Raw genomic sequence first — 5,502 nt, forward strand, 5'->3', positions numbered from 1 at the left:
TCAGCCTGCTTTAACAAATTGGAAGAAGTAAAGGATTTTGCTTTTTCAGGCATCAATGGGCAGGGTATGAAACAACTTGTGTTTCTTATTTCTAGATGATTGCCAAATCATATTGCTTTGAACTACACCTGGCTTAGATTTTGGTCTAAGTTTTAAGGTTATAGGATCAAGCCTCACGAGCAATTAGTATCAGTTAGCTTAATGCATTACTGCACTTCCACACCTGACCTATCAACGTCCTGGTCTTGAACGACTCTTTAGCTGGCTTAAAGCCAGAGGCAAGTCTCATCTCGAGGCGAGTTTCACGCTTAGATGCTTTCAGCGTTTATCTCTTCCGCACTTAGCTACCCAGCTATACCATTGGCATGATAACTGGTCCACCAGAGGTGCGTCCACTCCGGTCCTCTCGTACTAGGAGCAGGTCCCCTCAAACTTGCAGCGCCCACGGCAGATAGGGACCAAACTGTCTCACGACGTTTTAAACCCAGCTCACGTACCACTTTAAATGGCGAACAGCCATACCCTTGGGACCGGCTACAGCCCCAGGATGTGATGAGCCGACATCGAGGTGCCAAACTCCCCCGTCGATATGAACTCTTGGGAGGAATCAGCCTGTTATCCCCAGAGTACCTTTTATCCGTTGAGCGATGGCCCTTCCATACAGAACCACCGGATCACTATGACCTGCTTTCGCACCTGCTCGACCTGTCCGTCTCGCAGTCAAGCAACCTTTTGCCATTGCACTATCAGTACGATTTCCGACCGTACCTAGGTTACCTTCGCACTCCTCCGTTACTCTTTGGGAGGAGACCGCCCCAGTCAAACTGCCTACCATACACGGTCCCCAGTCCGGATTACGGACCTAGGTTAGAACCTCAACAACATCAGGGTGGTATTTCAAGGATGACTCCACGATATCTGGCGACACCGCTTCATAGTCTCCCACCTATCCTACACAAATCTTGTCAAAGTCCAATGTAAAGCTGCAGTAAAGGTTCATGGGGTCTTTCCGTCTAGCCGCGGGGAGATTGCATCTTCACAAACATTTCAACTTCGCTGAGTCCCGAGAGGAGACAGTGTGGCCATCGTTACGCCATTCGTGCGGGTCGGAACTTACCCGACAAGGAATTTCGCTACCTTAGGACCGTTATAGTTACGGCCGCCGTTTACTGGGACTTCAATCAAGAGCTTGCACCCCATCATTTAATCTTCCAGCACCGGGCAGGCGTCACACCCTATACGTCCACTTTCGTGTTTGCAGAGTGCTGTGTTTTTATTAAACAGTCGCAGCCACCTTTTCACTGCAACCCCATCACGCTTCTAGAGCAAGTCTATACACGTTACCGGGGCGCACCTTCTCCCGAAGTTACGGTGCTAATTTGCCGAGTTCCTTCTCCCGGGTTCTCTCAAGCGCCTTAGAATTCTCATCCTGCCCACCTGTGTCGGTTTGCGGTACGGTCTTATACAACTGAAGCTTAGTGGCTTTTCTTGGAAGCATGGTATCAATCACTTCGTCTGCAAGCAGACTCGTTATCACGTCTCAGTCTTAGCTCTCCGGATTTGCCTAAAGAACCAACCTACACGCTTGAACCGGGACATCCAACACCCGGCTGACCTAACCTTCTCCGTCCCCACATCGCATTGTATATAGGTACAGGAATATTAACCTGTTTCCCATCAGCTACGCATCTCTGCCTCACCTTAGGGGCCGACTCACCCTGCGCCGATGAACGTTGCGCAGGAAACCTTGGGCTTTCGGCGAGGGAGCTTTTCACTCCCTTTATCGCTACTCATGTCAGCATTCGCACTTCTGATACCTCCAGCATACCTCACAGTACACCTTCGCAGGCCTACAGAACGCTCTCCTACCATGCCAGTAAACTGGCATCCGAAGCTTCGGTTACGTGCTTAGCCCCGTTACATCTTCCGCGCAGGACGACTCGACCAGTGAGCTATTACGCTTTCTTTAAATGATGGCTGCTTCTAAGCCAACATCCTGGCTGTCTATGCCTTCCCACTTCGTTTTCCACTTAGCACGTCATTTGGGACCTTAGCTGTCGGTCTGGGTTGTTTCCCTCTTGTCCACGGACGTTAGCACCCATGGACTGTCTCCCGTAATTGAACTTCTCAGTATTCGGAGTTTGCAATGGTTTGGTAAGTTCTTATGAACCCCCTAGCCATAACAGTGCTCTACCCCCGAGAGTTATATACGAGGCACTACCTAAATAGTTTTCGGAGAGAACCAGCTATCTCCAAGTTTGTTTAGCCTTTCACCCCTATCCACAGCTCATCCCCAAATTTTTCAACATTTGTGGGTTCGGACCTCCAGTACCTGTTACGGCACCTTCATCCTGGCCATGGATAGATCACTTGGTTTCGGGTCTACACCCAGCGACTAATTCGCCCTATTCGGACTCGATTTCTCTACGCCTCCCCTATCGGTTAAGCTTGCCACTGAATGTAAGTCGCTGACCCATTATACAAAAGGTACGCAGTCACCCCTTACGAGGCTCCCACTGTTTGTATGCATACGGTTTCAGGATCTATTTCACTCCCCTCCCGGGGTTCTTTTCGCCTTTCCCTCACGGTACTGGTTCACTATCGGTCGATATCGAGTATTTAGCCTTGGAGGATGGTCCCCCCATGTTCAGACAGGGTTTCTCGTGCCCCGCCCTACTTGTCGTTACCCTAGTTCCACAAACGGGATTTCGTATACGGGACTATCACCCACTACGGTCGGACTTTCCATTCCGTTCTACTATCGCGTCTGCTAAAAGTAACAGGCTGTTCCATGTTCGCTCGCCACTACTTACGGAATCTCGGTTGATTTCTTTTCCTCTGGGTACTTAGATGTTTCAGTTCTCCAGGTTCGCTTTACTCTTCCTATATATTCAGAAGAGAATGACCTTACGGCCGGGTTTCCCCATTCGGACATCTCCGGATCAAAGCTTATTTGCCAGCTCCCCGAAGCTTTTCGCAGGCTATCACGTCCTTCATCGCCTGATATCGCCAAGGCATCCACCATATGCACTTATTCACTTGACCCTATAACGTTAAAACCTAAACCCTTTTTAAATCTAGATTTCGTCGTGCATGAGACACGCGTTACAGGTAATTCTAAAGCACTATCAAACCTCGTTAGATTCGCTACATTCATGATTACTCATCAATGTCGCTTCTCAACTTGCGTTTAATATTTCTGATTTTGCAATCAATCGATATTATTTCCGGTTAAAAAATAATATCGCCCATTGAATATAAGTTGTCATCACACAACCTATATTCCTTTACTTCTTCCATTTTGTTAAAGAGCAGTCTTAGTTTTTTAAACTAACGTTTAAAAACCAGAAGCAAACATTTAATCAAACATCAATTAATAACGCTTGCTTCTAATCTCTAAACCGCAACAAAGACACCAAGTCGTTGGTGGAGGATGACGGGATCGAACCGACGACCCCCTGCTTGCAAAGCAGGTGCTCTCCCAGCTGAGCTAATCCCCCAATATTCGGTGGTGGGTCTGGTTGGGCTCGAACCAACGACCCCCGCCTTATCAAGACGGTGCTCTAACCAGCTGAGCTACAGACCCTAAGGCGGTTTGCCTAAATCTTTGTTGCTGCTTATTTTTAAGATGACCGATAAGAGTGAATGCTTGTAGACAGGTGATCTTCTCTAGAAAGGAGGTGATCCAGCCGCACCTTCCGATACGGCTACCTTGTTACGACTTCACCCCAGTCATGAATACTACCGTGGTAATCGTCCCCCTTGCGGTTAGACTAACTACTTCTGGTAAAACCCACTCCCATGGTGTGACGGGCGGTGTGTACAAGGCCCGGGAACGTATTCACCGCGACATGCTGATCCGCGATTACTAGCGATTCCGACTTCATGCTCTCGAGTTGCAGAGAACAATCCGGACTACGATCGGCTTTCTGAGATTAGCTCCACCTCGCGGCTTGGCAACTCTCTGTACCGACCATTGTATTACGTGTGAAGCCCTGGCCATAAGGGCCATGAGGACTTGACGTCATCCCCACCTTCCTCCGGTTTGTCACCGGCAGTCCCATTAAAGTGCCCAACTAAATGATGGCAATTAATGGCAAGGGTTGCGCTCGTTGCGGGACTTAACCCAACATCTCACGACACGAGCTGACGACAGCCATGCAGCACCTGTGTCCACTTTCCCTTACGGGCACCTAATGCATCTCTGCTTCGTTAGTGGCATGTCAAGGCCAGGTAAGGTTTTTCGCGTTGCATCGAATTAATCCACATAATCCACCGCTTGTGCGGGCCCCCGTCAATTCCTTTGAGTTTTAATCTTGCGACCGTACTCCCCAGGCGGTCTACTTCACGCGTTAGCTGCGTTACTCATGGATTTTACTCCACCAACAACTAGTAGACATCGTTTAGGGCGTGGACTACCAGGGTATCTAATCCTGTTTGCTCCCCACGCTTTCGTGCATGAGCGTCAATATTATCCCAGGGGGCTGCCTTCGCCATTGGTATTCCTCCACATCTCTACGCATTTCACTGCTACACGTGGAATTCTACCCCCCTCTGACATATTCTAGTCTTGTAGTTTCAAACGCAGTTCCCAAGTTGAGCTCGGGGATTTCACATCTGACTTACAAAACCGCCTGCGCACGCTTTACGCCCAGTAATTCCGATTAACGCTCGCACCCTACGTATTACCGCGGCTGCTGGCACGTAGTTAGCCGGTGCTTCTTATCAAGGTACCGTCAGCCTCACACAGTGTTATTGTGTAAGTTTTCTTCCCTTGCGAAAGAGCTTTACAACCCGAAGGCCTTCTTCACTCACGCGGAATGGCTGGATCAGGCTTGCGCCCATTGTCCAAAATTCCCCACTGCTGCCTCCCGTAGGAGTCTGGACCGTGTCTCAGTTCCAGTGTGGCTGGTCGTCCTCTCAGACCAGCTACTGATCGTCGCCTTGGTAGGCCATTACCCCACCAACTAGCTAATCAGATATCGGCCGCTCTTATAACGTAAGGTCCGAAGATCCCCTACTTTCCCCCTCAGGGCGTATGCGGTATTAGCTAATCTTTCGACTAGTTATCCCCCATTACAAGGTACGTTCCGATATATTACTCACCCGTTCGCCACTAATCCCCTTAGCAAGCTAAGGTTCATCGTTCGACTTGCATGTGTAAAGCATTCCGCCAGCGTTCAATCTGAGCCAGGATCAAACTCTTCAGTTTAATTCCTAACTATTACTTTTTACCTCAATCAAGAGGCGGTATTCGATTTCGCTATATCTCAAATTCATTTCAAGGTATGTGTGTAAACTACACTGTACATACTTGTCATAAATCTAAGCGTAAGCATTTGTATTTTCTGAGTTTACGCATCAAATGCGTTCACACCCAACTACAAACACCCACACTTATCAGTCATCCTAATTTTTAAAGAACAGTGCCTCGAAGGCTTTTCGCTCTTCCGTTTTAACTTCCAACGTTTCAAGCGAAGCGCGCATTATACAGAGGTTTTT

General features: G+C 48.6%; 2 tRNA genes and 2 rRNA genes. All 4 read right to left on the bottom strand.

The annotated features are described in order from the left end of the window. Positions 1 to 162: 162 nt before the first annotated feature. A 23S ribosomal RNA gene (locus INP77_RS14750) occupies positions 163 to 3,045 on the bottom strand. 379 nt (positions 3,046 to 3,424) lie between these two features. Beyond that, positions 3,425 to 3,500: transfer RNA gene (locus tag INP77_RS14755), tRNA-Ala, on the bottom strand. Between the two features lie 9 nt (positions 3,501 to 3,509). Next, positions 3,510 to 3,586 (bottom strand) — tRNA-Ile (locus tag INP77_RS14760). A gap of 87 nt (positions 3,587 to 3,673) precedes the next feature. Then, positions 3,674 to 5,212 (bottom strand): 16S ribosomal RNA (locus tag INP77_RS14765). Together the 16S and 23S rRNA genes with 2 tRNA genes alongside form the textbook arrangement of a ribosomal RNA operon. Positions 5,213 to 5,502 lie beyond the last annotated feature (290 nt).

The organism is Methylophilus sp. 13 (assembly GCF_015354335.1).
Taxonomy (GTDB): Bacteria; Pseudomonadota; Gammaproteobacteria; order Burkholderiales; family Methylophilaceae; genus Methylophilus; species Methylophilus glucosoxydans.